The sequence below is a fragment of the Arthrobacter sp. MDT2-16 genome (genome assembly GCF_054510925.1).
Window position 1 is genome coordinate 112,205 of the sequence record NZ_JBTNDP010000004.1, and the last position, 17,545, is coordinate 129,749.

Genomic DNA, 17,545 nt, shown 5'->3' on the forward strand with positions numbered 1-17,545 from the left:
AAATGAAGGACGCAATGACCACCTCCCAGTCCGCTCCGCCCGCCGAGCGCCCCGCCGACGGCGTGCCCGCCATCTCGGTCGACGGACTCGCCCTGCGGGCGGGGAAGCACACGATCTTCGAGGACGTCACCTTCGACGTACCGGCCGGGTCCCTCGCCGTCCTCACCGGTCCGTCAGGCACGGGCAAGAGCGCCCTGGCGCTCGCCGTCGCCGGACGGCTCACCCCGACCGCCGGGCGCGTGTCCGTCCTCGGGCTCGCGCTGCCCCGGTACGCCGGTGCGGTACGCCGCCGGGTCGGCGTCACCGGCAACGCCACCGTGACCCCGCTCGACGGGACACTTCCCGTGAAGCACCATGTGGCCGAGGCCCTGAAGCTGGCGGGCCCGTGGTGGAAGCCCTCCGCATCCCCAGGGCGGGTGGACCGCACCATCACGGCGGCCAACGACCTCCTCGGCGCCCTCGAGGGCGTGGTCGGTGACGGCGGCACCGCGACCTCCCTGGTGCGTGCCCGGCTTCACCGGAGCGAACTCGTCCGCGATGCCGCCCCTGGTGCGCGCTTCGCGCTGGGCCTCGTCCTCGCACTCGCCTCCGATCCCGACATCCTCGTGGTGGACGACGTCGACCAACTCCGCACCGTCCACGAGCGCCGCGCCGCCTGGGCCGCGCTGCTCACCCTGGGACGCACGCGCGACGACGCTCGTCCGCTGACCGTCGTCGCGACCTGCCAGGACCGGCAGGAGCTCGACGACGTCCTGGACGCCGGACATCGCCTCGCTGCCCTGCCCCTGCGGCCCGTCACCGTCCACGCCCTCATCCCGTCCTCCGAACCGACCCCAGCACCCGAAATCAGGTAACGCGTGTTCTCCCTGCTCCGCGTCGAGCTCTCCCGCTTCCGCATCACCCTCCTGTCGAAGGCCGCCCTGCTCGTCGTCGCGCTCATCCCCGCGCTCTACGGCGGGCTCTATCTCGCCGCCAACTGGGACCCGACGGGGAACCTCGACCACCTGACGGCCGCCGTCATCAACGAGGACCAGCCGGCCGCCGCCGTCGGACCGGACGGCAGCCCGACCGGCATCGATGCCGGCGCCGACCTCGCCGCCACGCTCACCTCGTCCGACGACGGCGGGTTCACCTGGGTGGAGGTCGGCCGGGACGAGGCGGAGCAGGGACTCGACGACGGCACGTACGCGGCCACACTCGCCATCCCGGCCGGGTTCTCGTCGACCCTCGCATCCGTGGGCGGCGAGGCGCCCGCCCGGGCCATGCTCGACATCACCACCAACGACGCCGACAGCTACATCGTGGGCCAGGTCGGCAACACCGTCGCCGCGAACCTGCAGCGGCAGGTGCAGTCCGGCGCCACCGCGGACTACCTCGACAGCATCTACCTCGGCTTCTCCTCGCTCCACGGCTCCCTCACCGAGGCCGGCGAGGGCGCCGGCAGGATCGCCGACGGTGCCCGCAGTGCGGACGAGGGATCGGCTTCGCTCGTCGTCGGGCTCGGGAGTCTCGTCGACGGCAGCAACGAGCTGTCGTCGGGCACCACCCGGGTGGCCGGTGGCGCCGCGGACCTGGCGACCGGCGCGGGCGAACTCGCCACCGGCCTCGACCGTCTCGACACGGCGACGGCGGATCTCGTGCCGCAGTCGCAGCAGCTGGCGGACGGTGCCGCCTCCGCCGTCACGGGCGGGGTGACCCTGCGCGACGGTGTGGGCAGTCTCGCCACGGGGACGCAGGCCGTGGCCGACGGTGCCGCGCAGCTCTCGGGCTCGTCGGCCACACTGGCGGACGGCACACGGGCCGTCGCCGAGGGCGTCGCGCAGGTCGGGAGCGGTGCGGGCGCCCTGGCAGGCGGTGCCACGCAGCTCCAGTCCGCAGCAGGGCAGGCTGCGACCGGTTCACGCGCCGTGGCCGACGGCCTCGCCGGTCTTGCGGAGACCTATGGCTCGCTCACCGATGCGGAGCGGCTCGCCGCCCTCCAGCAGCTCTCCGCCGGCGCGTCGGCTGCAGCCACGGGGACCGAGCAGGTCACGGCCGGCGCGGGCCGTCTCGCCGCCTCGGCCTCGGATCTCTCCGCAGGAGCCGGGACTGCCACCACCGGGGCTGCCGCCGCGGCCGCCGGCGCCGGCCGCCTCAGCACCGGGGCCTCGGACCTCGCGCTCGGCGCGGACGACACCGCCGCTGGAGCGACCCGGCTCTCGCAGGGCGCCAGCGGCCTCGCCGACGGGCTCGCCCAGCTCCAGGCCGGCACGGCCACACTCGCCGGCGGCACCCCCGCGCTGCGGGAGGGGATCGTGTCCGCGTCCGACGGCGCCGCACGGCTCGCCACGGGAGCGTCGACGCTCAGCGGCGGTGCCGCGCAGGTGGCCGGGGGAGCGGCAGGCCTCGCCGACGGCTCCGCCCAGGCCTACGACGGCGCCACCCGGCTCGAGGACGGGCTCGGGACACTGTCCACCGGATCCTCGGACCTCGCGCAGCAGCTCGACGAGGGCGCGGGGCAGGTCCCGGACTACGACGACGCCCAGCGCGCCGAGCTGACCGAGGTCGCCGCCTCACCCGTCTCGATCGAGCGGACACACGTCAATGCCGTGGACGCCTACGGCGAGGGCATGGCCCCGTACTTCATCCCGCTGGCGCTCTGGGTGGGCGGCATCATCACCTACACCGTGCTCCGCGCCGTCTCGCCGCGGGCCCTCGCCTCCACGGCAACCTCCTGGCGTGTCTCGGCCGTCGGGTACCTGCAGGGCGCGCTGTTCGCGGTCCTGCAGGCCCTCGTGCTGCTGGGCGTCCTGGTCCTGGGCGTCGGACTGACCACGCCCCACCCGGTGGGACTGCTGGCCTTCACCGTCCTGACGGCCCTCGTGTTCACGGCCATCCACCAGGCGCTCGTCGCGCTCCTCGGCGGGGTGGGCCGGCTCGTGGCCCTCGTGCTGCTGATGCTGCAGCTCACCTCCGCCGGCGGCACGTATCCGGTGGACACCGCGCCGGGCTTCTTCGGCTTCCTGAGTCCGCTGCTGCCCATGACGCACGCCGTGGACGGGCTGCGCCACCTCATCGCGGGCGGCGACACCGGCGTCGTCTGGCTGGCAGCGGCCCAGCTGCTGGTCTTCTTCGCGCTCGCCGCGGGACTCTCGGTCCTCGCCTCGCACCGCAGGCGCTCCTGGTCGCTGGAGAAGCTGCACCCGAGCCTCGCGATCTGACAACTCCGGGTCCATGGGCCCCCGGGTGCACATGCGTTCCGGGAGAGGACGTCATAGGTTGGGTGGGTACCGACTCCCACCAGGAAGGCACCATCCCATGATCTTCATCGTCGTCAAGTTCACCGTGAAGCCCGAGTGGAGCGACCGCTGGATCGACCTCACCCGCGACTTCACGGAGGCCACGCGCCAGGAGCCGGGCAACCTGTGGTTCGACTGGTCGCGCAGCGTCGAGGACCCGAACCAGTTCGTCCTCGTGGAGGCGTTCCAGGACGACGCCGCGGAAGCCCACGTGAACAGCGACCACTTCTCCCAGGCCATGCGGGACATGCCCCAGGCCCTCGTGGAGACGCCCGAGATCATCAGCGAGCGCATCGGGGCCGAGGGCTGGGGCCGCATGGGTGAGCTGACCGTCGCATAGCCGCCGAACCGTCAGGCGGCGTCCCCCGCACCCCCGGGGAGCGCCTGCTGCAGGATGAAGTCGTCCTCGAAGCGGTCCCCGAGCCGGAACCGCTTGGTGCCGGTCTTCCGGAATCCGTGCTTCTCGTAGAAGCGGATGGCACGGGCGTTCTCCTGGTTCACACCGAGCCAGACCCCCGGCAGCCCCGAGGCAGCGGCGAGCTCCAGGGTCGCGCCCATGAGGGCCGAGGCCGAGCCCCGTCCGTGGTGGTCGGGGTGCACGTAGAACTTGCTGAGTTCGACGACGGGCGAGATGGACAGGGCTGACAGCACGTCCGCGTCCTCGGGCTGGTCCAGCACCACCATGCTCCAGCCCGCGATCCTGCCCTCCTCGCGGATGCAGAGGATCGTGTGGTCCGGCAGGTCTGCGAGCGCCGCGAACCGTTCGGCGGACAGGTGCGTGTCGATGTGGTGCTGGATGTCCTCGGGCCGTGAGTCCGCGGGGCATGCGAGGGGGAACGTGACGGCGGCGCACGCGGCGAGGCCCGCGGCGTCGTCGGCCGTCGCCGGGGAGATGTCGATGGTCATGCTTCCAATCTAGGACGAACGCGAGCAGGACGCGGACCGGGGTCCGCGTCCTGCTGTGGGGACGTGCCGGTCGACCGGCACCGGTGCGCAGGTGCTAGCCGAAGACCGGCTCCCCGTTGCGCGTGAGCTTCCAGTTCTCGTCGAAGAACGAGGCCGGGTCGATCGTGCCCTCGGCGATCAGGTAGTCGATCAGGAGCTGGCGGATCTCCGTGGTCTGGTTCACGAGCACCGGGGCCGTCGCGATGTGCGGGAAGTTGCCGCCGCCGGACTGCCGGTAGTTGTTCGTGGCCACGGCGAAGCGCTGCGCTGGATCGATCGGTGCGCCGGCGTAGCTCAGGTCGGTGATGCGCTCACCGACGGGCTTGCTGATGTCGATGTCGTAGGAGACGCCGGACATCATGTCGTAGTTGTAGTCCGGGGTCCCCGCCGCATTGGTCAGCGTCGCCGGGTCCACCGGGGCACCCGGCGCGGTCTGGGTGAAGTACTTCGCCGAGTACTCGAGGTAGTCCTTGACCTGCGCGCCGGTCAGCTCCACACCGAAGAGCGTGTTCGGGAACACGTACAGTCCGGCCATGTCGCGTATGGTCACGGGGCCCTCGGGGATGACGGCGGCCCGGTTGAAGGGCGCCACGATGGACAGGACCGGGAGGTCGGCATTCGGCGTCCCCTCGAGGGCCCTGTCCACCGCACCGGCCTGGACCTCGTTCACGAAGTCCATGACGGCCGTGTCGCGGATGCGGGACTCGGCGGCGGACATGGTCTCGGTCGCGGTGCCGATCGCGGTGTTCACGTAGTCGATGGTGCGCTGGTGCTGGTCGGCGGCGATCGCGGAGATCTTCGGGTCCGCCGGCACGGTGTTGGTGTTGAGCAGTTCCGAGTTCGCCGAGGTGACGTCCCACTGGCCGCGGACCTTGGTCAGCTCGAAGTCCAGGACGGACAGGCGCATGCCCCAGTTCTTGGGTTCGGTGAGCAGCACCTGCTCACCGGTCTCCTTGTTCGTGACGAAGCGCTCGGCGATCTCCTGGTGCTCGTGGCCGGCGAGGATCGCGTCGATCCCGGGGACCTGCTCCGCGATCAGCGTGGACGCGTTCTCGACCGGCAGCGCGCCACCGTAGGAGGACGTGCCGGAGGGGCCGGAGTGCGAGCTGACCACGACGACGTCCGCACCCGCGGACCTCATCTCCGGGACGTACTTCCGGGCCTGCTCCACCATGCCCTCGAACCGCAGCCGGCCCTCGACGTTGTTCTTGTCCCAGATGGCGCTGCCGGGCGTGGTGAGACCCAGGATGCCGACCCTGATGGGCTTCTGGCCCTTGATCCTGACGGTCTTGATGACGTACGGCGTGAAGGCGTCCTCGCCGGTGACGGCGTCCTTGACGTTCGCGCCGAGCAGCGGGAAGTCGAGCTGGTCCTCGTAGGTACGCAGGAGCGGCACGCCGTAGTTGAACTCGTGGTTGCCGAGCGTGGTGGCGTCGTAGTCCATGGCGTTCATCGCAGCGGCCATCGGGTGGGTCTCACCGGTCTCGGTCACCGGCTCGACATTGGCGAAGTAGTCCGTCAGGGACGTGCCCTGGATGGTGTCGCCGTTGTCGATCAGCAGGGTCGACTCCTCGCCGCGGTCGGCGCGGACCTGGTTGACGAGCGTGGAGATCTTGGCGAGTCCGACGTCGTTGTGCGCGGCGTCGTCGTACTCCGCGTTGGTGAAGTAGTCCCAGTTCTCGATGTAGCCGTGGAGGTCGCTGGTCCCCATCACGGTGATAGAGACCGTCGGGTCCTTGGGGCCCTTGCCTCCGCCGGGTGCGGCGGTGGCGGCGGGTGCGAGGCCGAGTGCTGCGACGCAGCCGAGGGCGACGGCCGCTGCGACGCGGCGGTGTCCCCTGGTGAAACTTTCTGACACGTGAAATCAGCTCCTGTAGGAATGCGGTGGCAGCAGCCTACCGGTGACGGGTGACACACTGGTGACGGCGGCCTTGCTCCAGGTGAACGGGGGAGGGCCGGCACCGGGCGCCCCGGCCTGGACGCCCGCAGGGACCGTATCGGGAGGACCGCGGATGACCACGACGGCAGGACAGCAGGACGCGTACCGCGAGGACGTGCTCGGTGCCGGGTACGAGGTGCGGACACTCCCGCTGGGCCCGGACGAGGAGGGCGACGTCGTCGCCACCCTGATCCGCAGCGCCGTCCCCGGCGGGTCGCGCAGGGCCGTGCTCTACGTCCACGGTTTCGTGGACTACTTCTTCCAGACCCACCTCGCCGATGCCTGGCACGAGGCCGGTTTCGACTTCTACGCCGTGGACCTCCGCAAGTACGGACGGTCCCTCCGCGAGCACCAGACCCCGAACTACGTCACGTCCCTCGAGGACTACGACGCGGAACTCGACGAGGCGGCCCGCATCATCCGGGAGGAGGAAGGGCACGACGTCCTCGTGGTCATGGGGCATTCCACGGGCGGGCTGATCACCTCCCTGTGGGCGAACCGCCGCCGTGGGCGGGGGATCGTCGATGCACTCGTCCTCAACAGCCCCTGGTTCGACCTCAACGCGAGCTTCTTCCAGCGCACGGTCGGCACAGCCGCGGTCCACCGGATCGGCACGCTTCGGCCGCGCGTGGTCGTCGGGAAGCTCGGATCCTCCTACGGCCGATACCTGCACCGGGACACCGGTGGCACGTGGGACTACGACCTGGCCTGGAAGCCGCACGGCGGGTACCCCGTCGTGGCAGGCTGGTTGCGCGCCATCCGGCGTGGCCACGCCGAGCTCAACCGTGGCCTCGCCATCGACTGCCCCGTCCTCGTCGCATGTTCCGACGCCACCTCGAACCCGGCCAGGGAACCGGCGCGGGTCTCGTCCACGGACGTGGTGCTCGACGTCGGGCACATCGCCGGCCGCGCGCCGAAGCTCGGCGGGCTCGTCACCCTGGTGCGGATCGCCGGTGGCATCCACGACCTCACACTCTCGCCCGAACCGGCCAGGGCTGCGTTCTTCGCCGAGCTCGCGCGCTGGCAGGAAGCCTATGTCCCGGCGGCGGATGACTGGTGATCCGTGCCCGGTGATGCGTGTCCGGTCACCCGCGACCGGTGATCCGGGACTGGTCCGGGGTCGGTGACCCGCGGACGGTCAGGGAGGTACGGTGACCGCGCCCGGCAGCGCCGCGCGTCGATCCGTCGCGGGTCAGCTGCTCACGCGGGCGCGCTCATGGACGTGGTGCCGCACGCGGGCGGACGCCGCCAGCCTGTCGGCGAGGGCCTGCTCCTCGCACAGGGCGGAGTGCGCCAGCGTGAAGACCCGGGCGTCGCACCTCAGCTGCCCGATGAGGGCCAGTGCGGTCTCGGTGTCCCGTGCCCCCGGTTCGAGCAGAAGGGCGGCGGTGGCCCGGAGCCGGCCCGCCCCGGCCCGCGCCGCGGCGAGCTGGAGACCCTCGACGGCACTGTGCCACTGCTGCGGATCCGGGCTCCGGAAGGAGCGCTCGATGGTGAGGATGTGTTCGTCCAGCAGATCCGTGAACCGGGAGACGAAGCTGGTCGCAGCCCTGGAGGAGCCGACGTCGGCCACGAGTGTGGCGAAGGCTGCCGTGTCGATGATGGGCTGCACCGCGGATCCCTTCAGGCTGGGCCGGTGGCAGAGGGGTCACCCGGGTGGGTGCCCCAGGTCCCCACCGAGGTGACCAGTCTCGCGCGGCAACATGAAGCCGGGGCGGAGGGATGCTCGAGGTTTCCTCAAGAACGGCCGAAGTCGGGGTCGGAGCCCGTCGGTCCTCGCAGCCGGCCGGTCTTCAAGGGATCCGCAGGCCGGGCAGGGAGGGTGGAAAGGGCTCAGGCGTCCTGGCGGCCGACGTCGTAGGTCAGCACGGCGAACTGTCCCTGCTGTTCCACCGAGCGGAGGCTCAGCCGGTCGGATTCGACGCGCAGCGGCAGCAGCGGGGCGCCTCCGGTCAGGGCGACGGGGGCCACCGCCACCTGGATCTCGTCCAGCAGCCCCGCGGCGAGGAACTGTCCGGCGAGGTCGCCGCCCCCGACGATCCAGATGTCCCTGTCACCGGCGGCCTCGCTGATGCGCCCGAAGACAGGGCGTACGTCGCCTGCCACGATCCGCACGTCGGCACCGTCCGGGATCGGGAGCTCCCGGGTGGTGAAGACGAAGGTGGGCCGGTCCCCGTACAGGGTCTGCCACTTGCCCGGGTCGTCGAGGAGGTGCTCGAACGCGAGGACCCACTCGTACGTCGTCGAGCCCTCCACGAGCACGCCCACGGACGCGATGAAGCGCTCGTAATGCTCGGGCGGCGGAGGCTCGACGGCGAACAGCCAGTCCAGGGAGTTCTGCTCGTCGACGATGAAGCCGTTCAGGGTGGAAGCCGTGTAGAAGATGACGCGCGCCATGGGCCATTCCACCACGCCGCCCGTGCCGCGGGAAGGGCCGCTCCGGACCCTACCCTCCCGCCTCGAGTCCGCCGATGAACCGTCGCACGAGGGCGTCGAACTCCTCCTCGCGCTCGATCTGCGGCATGTGCCCGGTCTTCTCGAACAGGTGGAACTCAGCGTGCGGGAAGACCTGACGTGCGTGCTCGAGGTGCGACGCCGGGAGGATGCGGTCCTCGGCGCCCCACACCACGAGCGTCGGCTTCCGCTGCGCCGCGACCGTACGGAGCAGCCGCGTCCGCCAGCGCCGCCGTACTCCGCGGACGGTCCCGAGGTGACTCGCGACGGCGATCAGGACGTCGTCGCGCCCGGGATTCCGGCTCACCTCCTGCGCGTGGTCGAGTCGCTCCTCGGTGACGAACTTCTTGTCGTAGAACAGCGCGCGTTCCGTGCGGTACGCGACCTTGCGCGACTTGTCCTTCATGAGCCGCCGGGCCAGCGGGCGGATCGCGAGGACGCGCAGTGCGATGGTGACCTCCTTGCCGAAGCCCGCACTGTTCGCCAGGACGAGGCTCCGTACGCGCTCCGGTTCGAGCGCGCTGATCTTCATGGCCACCGCGCCTCCCAGGGAGTTGCCCACCACGTGCAGCGGCCGGTGCTCGCCCAGGAGATCCAGGGCCGCGATGACGAACCGCGCGAGCGATTCGAGCGAGTACCGGCCGGTGGTCCGTTCGGAGAGGCCGAAGCCCGGGAGGTCCACGCTGATGACGCGGTGGTCCGGTGCGAGTCTGCCGTACAGCCCCTCCCAGTCCTCCAGGCTGCGCCCGATGCCGTGCAGCAGGAGGACGGGGGACCGGTCCCGCGCGCCCTGGTCCCGGTAGCGGACGCGGATCCCGTGCACGCGCAGGTAGCCGTCGTCGGGCCCTGCGGGAACCGCGTCCGTGCCCGGGGCGCCGCCGACGCCGATGTGGCGCGCTGTCACCGCCGCACCTTCCCGGCGAGGCGCACGAGCCTGGTGGCGCCGCGTTCGAGGGTACCGAAGGACATCGGGGCCAGGCGGGCGACGACGTCGGGCACCTTCGCGCTGAGGCCGATCAGCAGGCGCGGCCTGCGGGCCTTGACGGCCTCGAGCATGAGCTCGGCGGCCCTCTCGGCCGGGAACGTGAGCAGCTTGTCGAAGTCGGCCTGCGCGCGGGCCACATCGACCCCGCTCAGGTTGCCGCCGATCCGCGCATTGCGGGCGATGTCCGTCCGGATGCCGCCGGGGTGCACGGTCGTGGTGCCGATGCCCCGGGGCAGCAGTTCGTTGCGGAGCGCCTCCGTGAAACCGCGCAGCGCGAACTTGCTGGACGAGTAGGCGGTCTGTCCCCTGGGACCCACGAGGCCGAACAGGCTCGAGACGTTCACGATGTGCGCGCCCGGGACCATCCTCGGCAGCAGGTGGTAGGTGAGGCGTACGGGTGCGGTGAAGTTGATGGCCATGACCCAGTCGAAGTCGTCCAGGCTGATCTGGTCGAACGTGCCGGCCAGTGCCACACCGGCGTTGTTGACGAGGAGGTCCACGCGGTCGGTCGCGGCCAGCAGGTCCGCGGCGAGGCGCTCGACGGCGTCGCGCTCGGCGAGGTCCGCGACGAACGTGGTGACGGCGCTGCCCGGGAAGGTGGAGCGGATGGACGCCGCGACGCCCTCGAGCCTCCCGGCGTCCCGGTCGACGAGCAGCAGGGTGCTCCCGCGTTCGGCGAGGCCGCGGGCGAGGTGCTCGCCCATGCCACCGGCGGCTCCGGTGACGATGGCGGTGGCACCGCTGAACTGGAAGGGGCGGAGGCTCATGCGTGGATCTCCTGCAGGTCGGGCGCCGGGGCGGCGGGCGGGGCGGGGGCATCGAACACCATGTTCCGGGCGAGGTTGCCGCGGAGCGCTGTGGGGGCGTCCAGCAGGTAGTTCTGCCGCATGGTCCACGGCTGCCGGTCGCCCTGCTTGGGGAACGCCCCGACCGCGCGCTGCACGTACCCGGAGGTCAGGTCCAGGATCGGGCGGGCCTTCATGGCGTCGTCGGGCACCGGGGCGCCGTAGCGGTGCCCGTGGCGGTCCATGTAGCGGATGAGGCGGCAGACGTAGCGTGAGCTGAGGTCGGCCCGGAGCGTCCACGAGGCGTTGGTGTAGCCGACGCAAAGCGCGAGGTTGGGGACGCCGCTGACCATCAGGCCGCGGTACACCCAGGAGTCGCCGAGGTCCACCGGCTGCCCGTCCACGGTGAAGGTGGCGCCGCCGAGCGGCAGCATCGCCAGGCCCGTGGCCGGGACGACGACGTCGGCCTCGAGTTCCTGCCCCGAGGCCAGGCGGATGCCGGTCGGGGTGAAGGTGTCGATGGTGTCCGTGACCACGGAGGCCTTGCCGGACTTCAGGGCCTTGAAGAAGTCGGCACTCGGCGCCACGCACAGGCGCTGGTCCCACGGGTTGTAGGCGGGCGTGAAGTTCTCCTCGACGGTCTTCTCGTCCCCGAGGATGCGCGCGGTCTGCGTCCGGATGAGCTTCTTCGCGATCTCCGGACGCCGGCGGCACAGCTGGTAGAACGCCTGCGTGAACAGCACGTTCTTGGCCCGGGCCACGTGGTGCGCCATCCCGGCGGGCAGCCGGCGGCGTGCGGCGTCGGAGAATCTGTCGCGGCTCGGCACGGCGGTGATGTAGGTGGGGGAGCGCTGCAGCATGGTCACGTGCGCGGCGTCCTCCGCCATCGACGGCACGAGCGTGACCGCGGTGGCGCCGCTGCCGATCACGACGACGCGCTTGCCCGCGTAGTCGAGGTCCTCCGGCCAGAACTGGGGGCGCACGGTCTCGCCCCGGAAGGACTCGTGGCCGGGGAAGGACGGCTCGTATCCGCGCTCGTAGTCGTAGTAGCCGGTGCACAGGTAGAGGAACCCGCAGGTGAGCTGCCGCCGCGTCGTCGTGGCCCGGCCGGCGCCGTCGTCGTCCGTCACGTCCAGCTCCAGCGTCCAGCGGGCGTCCGCGGAGGACCAGGCCGCGCCGACGAGCTTCGTGGAGAAGCGGATGCGCTCGCGGATGCGGGGATCCTCGGCGGTCTCGCGGATGTACTGCAGGATGGAGGAGCCGTCGGCGATCGCCTTCGCCTCCGTCCAGGGGCGGAACGGGTAGCCGAGGGTGAACATGTCGCTGTCGGAGCGGACACCGGGGTACCGGAAGAGGTCCCAGGTGCCGCCGATCGCCGCACGCGCCTCGAGGACGGCGAAGCTCTTGCCCGGCAGCCCCGTGGAGACGCGGTAGGCGGCGCCGATGCCGGAGAGACCGGCGCCCACGATCACGACGTCGAGGTGTTCGGGAGAAGAGTCCATCCCTCCATTATTCGGGCTGCACCCTGACCCGCACTTGACTCCACGCGACACCTCTTTACCCTTGGACGACATGGGCTCCGTCATCCGATCCGCCGGCATGCGGGGCTTCCGCGAGGTCGTCGAGCAGTTCGGCGGCGACCCCGATGCGCTCGCGGCGCGGTACCGGGTCCCGCTGGAGGCCATCGGCAGCGACGACGTCCTCGTCTCGGACGTCGCCATGGCCAAGCTGCTGGAGGGTGCGGCGCGCGACCTGCCCTGCCCGGACCTCGGCCTGCGGATGTCGGAGTACCAGGACATCGGCATCCTCGGTCCTCTCGCCGTGGCCGTGCAGAACTCGCCGACGGTCGGCGCGGCCCTCGCGTGCGCCTCCCAGTTCCTGTTCCTGCACAGCCCCGTGCTCCGCTTCACGATCATCCCCGACCCCGAGGGGCGTGCCGGGGATGTGGGCCTGTGTTACGGATCCTCCCAGGGCGCGCCGCCGCGGCAGGCCACGGACGCGATCCTCGCCTTCGCGCACCGCATGATCCGCTTCCTCGTGGACGGGCCCTACGCCCTGCACTCGGTCCACCTCTCGCACCAGCCGAAGGCCCCCGCCGCCCGCTATGCCGAGTTCTTCGGCGCCGAGGTGCGGTTCGGGCAAGCGGCATCGCTGCTGCGTGTGCCGCGGAGCCTGCTCGACCGGCCGCTGGCAGGAGTGGACGACACCCTCCGGGAGATCGCCCTCGACTACCTGCACAGCCACTTCCCGGAGCCGGGACGCGTCGTCGCCCCGCAGGTGCGCAACGCCATAGACCGCGTGCTCGGCACCTCGCCGCCGCGGATCGACTCCGCCGCCCGGCTTCTCGGGATGCACCCGCGGACCCTGCAGCGCCGGCTGGCCGCCGAGGGTTCCTCCTTCGAGGCCCTGCTCGACGACGCCCGCCGGGACGCCGCGCTGCGGTTGCTCACCCGCACGGATCTTCCGCTGCAGCAGGTCGCAGGCCTCGTGGGACTGTCGGAGCAGTCGGCGCTGACGCGGTGCGTGCGCCGGTGGTACGGCGCGACGCCGAGCGCGCTGCGCGCCGGCGGACGGGACGCCTAGGGGACCATCGGCACGGCTGTCCTGCGGGGGCTTCCGCGGGACGAAGTCAAGAACCACCGGACATGCGCCGAGGGTCCTTGAAGCGTAGGAGCACCGATGCTAAAGCTTGGGGGACCGTTGCCGGCGCGAGTCGGCAGCCACGGACTGCACCCGATACGAGGAGACACCATGGCAACGCCCGACGACGACGACCGCACCCTCAACGAGTGGAGCCGGACCCTGACGCAGGCCCTGCAGATCCTCGATCTCGACGTGGATCACCCGAGGATCGTGGAGCTGGCCGAACGCTCATCGCACCACGTGGGACCGCATGCCGGCGTCATCAGCGCCTTTCTGGTCGGCTACGCCGCGGGCACCGTCACCACGAAGGACCGCGAGGAGACGAGCGCCGCCGTCGAGAAGGCCGCGAACACCGTCACCACCGTCATCGTGAAGGACGAGGAGACACAGGAGCAGAAGGGCTGGACGGGGTCCGCGCAGTAGGGCCTGCCGTCCCGGTCCGAATCCCGGCGCCCGTCGACACCGCCCACGGGCGCCGTCAGGCCGGGACCGGCGTGCGCGTCCGCGAACTCGGCAGGCGCGCGACTGTCCAGGCCAGTGCGGCGGCCACGAGCACGGCGGTTGCTCCGCCGAGGCCCGAGTAGCCCAGCAGGACGAGGGCAGGGCCCGCGACGGCACCGCCCAGCGCACCGGCCAGATTCATGACGAGGTCCGAGGAGCCCTGCACGGGGGCGCGTTCGGAGACGTCCACGGCTCCTGCGAGCAGAGCGGACGCCGACACCACGCACGCGGACCAGCCGAGACCCAGCAGGATCAGGCTGACCGTCACCCAGAACTCCGAACCGGAACCGCGCCACGCGGTCAGAAGGGCCGCGACCAGGAGGACCTGCCCCACGAGGATGCCCTGGACCCGGCCGGCGCGGTCGGCGATCCAGCCGAACAGGGGCGACAGTGCGTACATCCCGGCGATGTGCAGACTGATGGTCAGTCCGACGATCGACAGGCCGGCGCCGTGGTCGTGCAGGTGCACGGGGGTCATGGACATGAGCGAGACCATGGCGGCGTGGCTCACCGCGATGGTCACCACGGCGAAGCGTGCGGTGGAATTCCGCGCGAGGATGGCGAGGCCGCGCCTCCGCACCGGGGCGGGACTGTCGGCCGGACGGTCCTCGGCATCGCGGCGCAGGGCGGTGAGCAGCGGATCCGGGCGCAGCCCCAGCGAATAGACCAGCGCCGCTGCCGCCTGGGCCGCCGCTGTGAAGACGAAACCGCCGCTGAGTGCAGGGATACCGAGGACCCCGGCCAGGGCCTGACCCGGTTCGAAGAGGTTGGGGCCGAGGACGGCGCCGATCGTGGTGGACCAAACCACGACGGCGAGACTGCGCCCGCGTGTCGCGTCGGTGGCGAGGTCCGTGGCCGCGAAGCGAGCCTGGAGTCCTACCGCGGCTCCTGCCCCGAGCAGCACCAGGGCCACGAGCAGGAGCGGGAAGAGGGCGAGCGAGGCCGCCGTGATCGCGAGCAACGCTCCGCAGCAGGCGACGACGGCGCCCGCCGCGAGGGACACGCGGCGCCCCCTGCGCTGGGCGAGCGTCGCCAGGGGGACGGCTGCCGCGGCGGCCCCGAGCGTGGCCATGGTGGCGGCCATCCCGGACCATGCGCTGGAGCCCGACGTCTCGGCCGCGAGGAGCGCCCCGAGGGACAGCGTGGCCCCGGCGCCGATCCCGCCCAGGATCTGGGCCACGACGAGGACGCGGATGACGTGGCGTTGCTGATCATCCTGCTGCTGGTCCTGCTGGTCCATGTCGCCCCCGGTCACTGTGACCGCAGCAGTCTACGGCGGATCGCAGGGCCCGTCCTGCCGGGGGAGGGTCGATCATGTGCCGGCTCCGACCCGGATCACACGACCGCCCGGCCGGGCACATCCGGTCGGGCGGTCGGCATGTCGGTCGTCGAGGGGCGTCAGGCGATCGTGGCCGCAGCCTCCTTCGCCGGTGTCTCCTCCGTGCGGGCAGCCGGGAAGCCGTCAGCCTCCGCCTCGGGGACCGGGGCCGTCGCTGCCGCGTAGTGCTCGGTGGGCGCGGTGTGTGTACTCGGTTCGAACCGCACGATGATCTGCTTCGACGTCGGCGTGTTGCTGCCCTGTGCCACCTCGTCCAGCGGGACGAGGACATTCGCCTCCGGGTAGTAGGCGGCGGCACAGCCACGCGCCGTCGGGTAGGAGACGACGCGGTAGGCGCGCAGCACGCGCTGGATGCCGTCGTCGTACACGCCGTGGATGTCCACGTTCTGCCCGTCCTTCAGGCCCAGGTCGGCGATGTCCTCCGGGTTGATGAACACCACGTGGCGGCCCTTCTTGATGCCGCGGTACCTGTCGTTGTGGCTGTAGATCGTGGTGTTCCACTGGTCGTGCGAGCGCAGCGACTGCAGGATCAGCGTGCCCTCGGGGCGCTCGAGGTACTCGAGGTCGTTGACGGTGAGGACGGCCTTGCCGGTGGGCGTGTTGAACGTCCGTGAATCCCTCGGGCCGTTCGGCATCACGAAACCGCCGTCGAGGCGGATCCTGCGGTTGTAGTCCTCACATCCCTCGACCACGCGGGAGATGTGGTCACGGATGAGGTCGTAGTCCTTCTCGAAGCCTTCCCAGTCGGCATCGATCTTCCCGCCGAAGGTGGCGCGGGCGAGGCGGCTGATGATCGCCGGCTCGGAGAGCAGGTTGTCGGAGACCGGCTCCACGCTGCCCCGGGAGGGGTGCACTGCGCACACCGTGTCCTCGACGGAGACGAACTGCTCACCCGTGGCCTGGCGATCGATCTCCGTGCGGCCCTTGCAGGGCAGGATCAGCGCCTCCTCGCCCGTGATCAGGTGCGAGCGGTTCAGCTTGATGGAGATCTGCACCGTCATGTCGGTCTTCCGGAACGCCTCCTCGGCAACCTGCGTGTCCGAGATGGCGGAGACGATGTTCCCCCCGAGGGCGATGTACGTCTTGATGTGACCGTCGCGCATGCGCTTGATGGACTCGACGGCGTCGACACCGTGTTCCCGGGGCGGTTCGAAGGAGAACTCCTTGCCGAGCGCATCCATGAAGGTGGTGGGCATCTGCTCCCAGATGCCCATGGTGCGATCGCCCTGCACGTTGCTGTGACCGCGGATGGGCGAGGCGCCGGCCCCGGGCTTCCCGATATTGCCGCGCAGCAGCAGGAGGTTGATCATCTCCTTGATGGTGGCCACGCCCTTCTTCTGCTGCGTGATGCCCATGGCCCAGGTGATGATCACCTTGTCGGCCGCGAGGTAGCGGGCAGCCAGTTCGTCGATCTCCTCGATCCGGAGTCCCGTGGCCTCGACGACGGTGGCGTCATCGAGCGTCAGCAGGTACTCGCGGAGTTCGTCGAGGCCCTCGCAGTGCTCCTCGAGGAACGCGTGGTCCAGGACCGTCCCGGGATTCCTCGCCTCGGCCTCGAACACGCGCTTGGACACGGCCTGCAGCAGCGCCATGTCACCGCCCAGCCGGATCTGGAGGAACTGGTCGGCGATCTCGGTGCCCTTGCCGGCGATGCCCTTGACCTTCTGGGGGTTCTTATACCGCTTGAGGGCCGCTTCGGGCAGCGGGTTCACGGCCACGATCTGCCCGCCGGTCTCCTTGCACGCCTCGAGCTCGGTGAGCATGCGGGGGTGGTTGGTCCCGGGGTTCTGGCCCATGACGATGATGAGGTCCGCATTGGCGTAGTCGTCGAACGTGACGGTGGCCTTGCCGATGCCGATGGTCTGGCCCATGGCCCAGCCGGAGGACTCGTGGCACATGTTGGAGCAGTCCGGCAGGTTGTTGGTGCCGAAGCCGCGCGCGAAGAGCTGGTACAGGAACGCTGCCTCGTTCGACGTGCGGCCACTGGTGTAGAAGGCGGCCTCGTCGGGGGAGTCGAGGCTCTTCAGCTTGTTGCCGATGATCTCGAAGGCCTCGTCCCAGCTGACGGGCCGGTAGTGGTCCTCACCGGCCGGCTTGTAGACGGGTTCGACGAGACGGCCCTGCATGCCCAGCCAGAACTCGGACCGCTCACGGAGATCGCTGATGGAGTTCTCGGCCCAGAACTCCGGGGAGATGACCACCGGGGCTGCTTCCCAGGTGACGGCCTTGGCGCCGTTCTCGCAGAACTCGAAGGTCTTGCGCTTGGCGGGGTCCGGCCAGGCGCAGCTGGGACAGTCGAAACCGTCCTTGTGGTTCATCTTGAGGACGGTCTTGAGCGTGCGCTCCACGCCCATGTGCTCGATGGCGGGCTTCATGGAGTAGTAGACGCCCGGCAGGCCCGCCGCCCACTCCTTGGGCCGGTCCTCGACCGTGAGGTTCTTCTCGTCCGGCTCGACTACCCGGGGTTCCTTGCGTGTCATGGCGAACGTCCTTCTCCGCGGCCCGGCCCGGGCGCTCCTCGACAGGTGATCCAACTGCCCTTGTGTATCAGGCCTAACAGGGTGTCGGTCCAAACCGCAAGCATCCTGAGCAGATTCCACGGCGGCTTGACGCCTGGATGCCCTGTCCGCGCGGCGGGCGGCGCTCCTGAACGGCGCGGTATGCGAGTCGGGCAGA

15 protein-coding genes are annotated in these 17,545 nt (G+C 70.8%); 6 read left to right on the top strand and 9 right to left on the bottom strand.

The genetic code is table 11. The annotated features are described in order from the left end of the window. The first annotated feature begins 14 nt into the window (after positions 1 to 14). From ACX80N_RS09180 to ACX80N_RS09190, 3 genes are all read left to right on the top strand, one after another. A complete protein-coding gene (locus tag ACX80N_RS09180; RefSeq protein WP_459339124.1) occupies positions 15 to 854 on the top strand; it encodes an ATP-binding cassette domain-containing protein in 840 nt (279 codons plus the stop codon). Positions 855 to 857: 3 nt separating this feature from the next. Further along, positions 858 to 3,200, top strand: coding sequence for a YhgE/Pip family protein (locus ACX80N_RS09185; protein WP_459339125.1), 2,343 nt, complete (start codon positions 858 to 860; stop codon positions 3,198 to 3,200). Positions 3,201 to 3,297: 97 nt separating this feature from the next. Next, complete coding sequence (locus ACX80N_RS09190; protein ID WP_105031186.1) at positions 3,298 to 3,618, top strand: putative quinol monooxygenase; 321 nt, start codon at positions 3,298 to 3,300, stop codon at positions 3,616 to 3,618. Positions 3,619 to 3,629: 11 nt separating this feature from the next. Here ACX80N_RS09190 and ACX80N_RS09195 read toward each other — a convergent pair whose 3' ends face one another. Beyond that, positions 3,630 to 4,184 (bottom strand): GNAT family N-acetyltransferase, encoded by a 555-nt coding sequence (locus ACX80N_RS09195; protein WP_105031185.1) that lies wholly within the window; start codon positions 4,182 to 4,184, stop codon positions 3,630 to 3,632. 94 nt (positions 4,185 to 4,278) lie between these two features. Further along, complete coding sequence (locus ACX80N_RS09200; protein ID WP_459339126.1) at positions 4,279 to 6,081, bottom strand: bifunctional metallophosphatase/5'-nucleotidase; 1,803 nt, start codon at positions 6,079 to 6,081, stop codon at positions 4,279 to 4,281. Positions 6,082 to 6,235: 154 nt separating this feature from the next. Between ACX80N_RS09200 and ACX80N_RS09205 the strand changes: the two genes are divergently transcribed. Further along, on the top strand, positions 6,236 to 7,222 hold the full coding sequence (locus ACX80N_RS09205; RefSeq protein WP_459339127.1) for an alpha/beta hydrolase: 987 nt from the start codon (positions 6,236 to 6,238) through the stop codon (positions 7,220 to 7,222). A 132-nt stretch (positions 7,223 to 7,354) separates the two neighbouring features. On the opposite strand, the gene ACX80N_RS09210 is transcribed toward ACX80N_RS09205, so the two are convergent. From ACX80N_RS09210 to ACX80N_RS09230, 5 genes are all read right to left on the bottom strand, one after another. Then, on the bottom strand, positions 7,355 to 7,774 hold the full coding sequence (locus ACX80N_RS09210) for a hypothetical protein (RefSeq protein WP_105031183.1): 420 nt from the start codon (positions 7,772 to 7,774) through the stop codon (positions 7,355 to 7,357). A gap of 221 nt (positions 7,775 to 7,995) precedes the next feature. Then, the gene (locus ACX80N_RS09215) at positions 7,996 to 8,559 is read right to left on the bottom strand and encodes a dihydrofolate reductase family protein (protein WP_459339128.1); all 564 of its coding nucleotides are present in this window, start codon (positions 8,557 to 8,559) and stop codon (positions 7,996 to 7,998) included. A 49-nt stretch (positions 8,560 to 8,608) separates the two neighbouring features. Beyond that, the gene (locus tag ACX80N_RS09220; RefSeq protein ID WP_205753572.1) at positions 8,609 to 9,520 is read right to left on the bottom strand and encodes an alpha/beta fold hydrolase; all 912 of its coding nucleotides are present in this window, start codon (positions 9,518 to 9,520) and stop codon (positions 8,609 to 8,611) included. Next, positions 9,517 to 10,368: an SDR family NAD(P)-dependent oxidoreductase gene (locus tag ACX80N_RS09225; RefSeq protein ID WP_459339129.1), complete on the bottom strand. Its 852-nt coding sequence runs from the start codon at positions 10,366 to 10,368 to the stop codon at positions 9,517 to 9,519. Before ACX80N_RS09225 ends, ACX80N_RS09220 begins: the two co-directional genes overlap by 4 nt. Then, positions 10,365 to 11,888 (bottom strand): flavin-containing monooxygenase, encoded by a 1,524-nt coding sequence (locus tag ACX80N_RS09230; protein ID WP_459339130.1) that lies wholly within the window; start codon positions 11,886 to 11,888, stop codon positions 10,365 to 10,367. The genes ACX80N_RS09225 and ACX80N_RS09230 overlap by 4 nt, the downstream gene beginning before the upstream one ends. Before the next feature lie 70 nt (positions 11,889 to 11,958). On the opposite strand from ACX80N_RS09230, the gene ACX80N_RS09235 reads away from it, so the two are divergent. Together ACX80N_RS09235 and ACX80N_RS09240 are read left to right on the top strand one after the other, a co-directional pair. Then, positions 11,959 to 12,969 (top strand): AraC family transcriptional regulator, encoded by a 1,011-nt coding sequence (locus tag ACX80N_RS09235; protein ID WP_459339131.1) that lies wholly within the window; start codon positions 11,959 to 11,961, stop codon positions 12,967 to 12,969. A 168-nt stretch (positions 12,970 to 13,137) separates the two neighbouring features. Next, entirely contained in the window at positions 13,138 to 13,452 is a 315-nt protein-coding gene (locus ACX80N_RS09240; RefSeq protein WP_105031178.1) for a DUF6457 domain-containing protein, read from the top strand. A 55-nt stretch (positions 13,453 to 13,507) separates the two neighbouring features. Here the strand turns inward: ACX80N_RS09240 and ACX80N_RS09245 are convergent, their stop codons facing one another. Then, a complete protein-coding gene (locus ACX80N_RS09245) occupies positions 13,508 to 14,785 on the bottom strand; it encodes an MFS transporter (protein ID WP_459339132.1) in 1,278 nt (425 codons plus the stop codon). A 143-nt stretch (positions 14,786 to 14,928) separates the two neighbouring features. Further along, positions 14,929 to 17,349, bottom strand: coding sequence for an FdhF/YdeP family oxidoreductase (locus ACX80N_RS09250; protein ID WP_459339133.1), 2,421 nt, complete (start codon positions 17,347 to 17,349; stop codon positions 14,929 to 14,931). Positions 17,350 to 17,545: the final 196 nt, after the last annotated feature.

Excerpts from the sequence above, each read along its gene's own strand:
- ACX80N_RS09180 (WP_459339124.1), top strand. The coding sequence starts at position 15 with ATGACCACCTCCCAGTCCGCTCCGCCCGCCGAGCGCCCCGCCGACGGC.
- ACX80N_RS09190 (WP_105031186.1), top strand. The coding sequence starts at position 3,298 with ATGATCTTCATCGTCGTCAAGTTCACCGTGAAGCCCGAGTGGAGCGAC.
- ACX80N_RS09195 (WP_105031185.1), bottom strand. The coding sequence starts at position 4,184 with ATGACCATCGACATCTCCCCGGCGACGGCCGACGACGCCGCGGGCCTC.
- ACX80N_RS09205 (WP_459339127.1), top strand. The coding sequence starts at position 6,236 with ATGACCACGACGGCAGGACAGCAGGACGCGTACCGCGAGGACGTGCTC.
- ACX80N_RS09215 (WP_459339128.1), bottom strand. The coding sequence starts at position 8,559 with ATGGCGCGCGTCATCTTCTACACGGCTTCCACCCTGAACGGCTTCATC.
- ACX80N_RS09225 (WP_459339129.1), bottom strand. The coding sequence starts at position 10,368 with ATGAGCCTCCGCCCCTTCCAGTTCAGCGGTGCCACCGCCATCGTCACC.
- ACX80N_RS09230 (WP_459339130.1), bottom strand. The coding sequence starts at position 11,888 with ATGGACTCTTCTCCCGAACACCTCGACGTCGTGATCGTGGGCGCCGGT.
- ACX80N_RS09235 (WP_459339131.1), top strand. The coding sequence starts at position 11,959 with ATGGGCTCCGTCATCCGATCCGCCGGCATGCGGGGCTTCCGCGAGGTC.
- ACX80N_RS09240 (WP_105031178.1), top strand. The coding sequence starts at position 13,138 with ATGGCAACGCCCGACGACGACGACCGCACCCTCAACGAGTGGAGCCGG.
- ACX80N_RS09250 (WP_459339133.1), bottom strand. The coding sequence starts at position 17,349 with ATGACACGCAAGGAACCCCGGGTAGTCGAGCCGGACGAGAAGAACCTC.